We start from the raw sequence: 1,913 nt of genomic DNA, 5'->3' as shown, positions 1-1,913 counted from the left end.
ACCGTCGGCTCGACGCCCGCGTCCTCGGCCGCACCGACGGCGAGCGCCTGCTCACCGACCTGCGGCACATCGGCGAGACCCTCCACCAGCGGGTCGTCACCGAGGGCGACGGCCTCGCCTCGCTCACCGCCTGGCTGCGCGAGCGCATGGCCGCCAGCCGCAAGGAGGAGCGCGCCCGTCGCCTCGACAGCGACGCCGACGCGGTCCACCTCGCGACGATCCACGCGAGCAAGGGCCTGCAGTACCCCGTCGTCATGCTCCCCTTCGTGTGCGACCGGTGGCTGCCACGGCCCGACGTGCTGCACTTCCATCGCGCCGATCGCACCCGGGCGCTCGACATCGGCATCACCTCCGACGACGGCCGCTCCGACCGCCTCGCCCGAGCCGCGGCGGAGGAGAGCGGCGAGTCGCTGCGGCTGCTCTACGTCGCGCTCACCCGCGCGCAGAGCCAGGTCGTCACGTGGTGGTTCCCCTCGGCGCAGAGCACCGGCCCGTCGCCGCTGCACCGCGTCCTCCTCGGGCGCACCCAGGGGCAGGCCGAGGTCCCGCCGAAGCACCCGGTGCCCGGCGACGAGACCCTGCAGGACCGCCTCGCCGACTGGGAGCGGCGGGGCGCGCTGCGGGTCGAGTACGTCGACCAGCCCACCCCCGTGACGATGTCGCAGCCGCAGCCGGTGACCGACCTGTCGGTCCGCGACTTCACCCGCACCGTCGACGACGCCTGGCGGCGCACCTCCTACACCGCGCTCACCCGCCCCCTCGACGAGGTCCCCCGGGCCAGTGCCGAGGAGCTCGTGGCCAGCGAGCCGGAGGTCACCGACCGTCAGGACGAAGGGGGTCCCGCTGACCTCGTCGTGGCCGGTGGGGCCGACGTGGCAGGCGGGCCCGACGCGGCAGGGGCTGCGGGAGGCGAGGGTCATCTCCCTTCGCCCATGGCGGAGCTGCCCGTCGGAGCGGGCTTCGGCTCGCTCGTCCACGCGGTGCTCGAGGAGGCCGACGCGCAGGCGGAGGACCTGCTCGGCGAGCTGCGGGCGCACATCGAGGAGCAGATCATCGCCTGGCCGGTGCCCGACCTCGACCGCGACGCCCTCGCCGCGGCACTCGTCGAGGTCATCGAGACCCCGCTCGGGCCGCTGGCTCCCGGCACCCGGCTGCGTGACGTCGGAGCGCGGGACCGACTGTGCGAGATGGACTTCGAGCTGCCGCTCGGCGGTGGGGACGACGCCCCGCCGCCCAGCGACGACGGCGCCGTGCTCGGTGACCTCGCCGCCCTCATGCGCGAGCACCTGCCGGCAGACGACCCGGTGCTGCCCTTCGCCGACGTGCTCGACGACCCCGTGCTCGGCGGCCAGGCGCTGCGCGGCTACCTCACCGGCTCCGTCGACATCGTCCTGCGCATCGGCGAGCGGCACCTCGTCGTCGACTACAAGACCAACTGGCTCGGGCCTGTCGACACCCCGCTGACGACGGCCCACTACGACCCGACGGCGCTGCGCGAGGCGATGACGCACTCGAGCTATCCGCTCCAGGCGATCCTCTACGGGGTCGTGCTGCACCGCTTCCTGAGGTGGCGGCAGCCGGGCTACGACCCGCACCGGCACCTGGGCGGCGTGCTCTACCTCTACCTGCGAGGCATGGCCGGGGAGCGGACACCGCTCGTCGACGGGCACCCGACCGGGGTCTTCTCGTGGGCGCCACCGGTCGGGCTGATCGAAGGTGTCTCCGACCTGCTCGACGGGCGTCGGCCCGCGGGCGTGGGCGCGGGCGCGGCCACGAATGAAGGGGTGGACCGATGACCGAGGTGCTCGACCGCTACGACCGCCGCGTCGCCCGCACCGCCACCGGCGAGCTCGCCGAGCTCAATGCCGCAGGCGTCATCGAGGCTGCGGACGTCCACGTCGCGAGCCGGCTCG

The 1,913-nt window shown here is 74.4% G+C and carries 1 protein-coding gene; it reads left to right on the top strand.

Features of this window, described 5'->3' with window-relative positions:
* Positions 1-1,796: 3'-5' exonuclease (locus tag AC2W7J_RS17850; RefSeq protein WP_485984077.1), on the top strand; the 1,796-nt coding region annotated here is incomplete at its 5' end.
* Positions 1,797-1,913: the final 117 nt, after the last annotated feature.

The sequence above is a fragment of the Janibacter sp. CFPM2_SD2 genome (genome assembly GCF_057364645.1).
The sequence above is the reverse complement of the archived record's forward strand: the minus strand, read 5'-3'. Positions and strand labels throughout refer to the sequence as shown.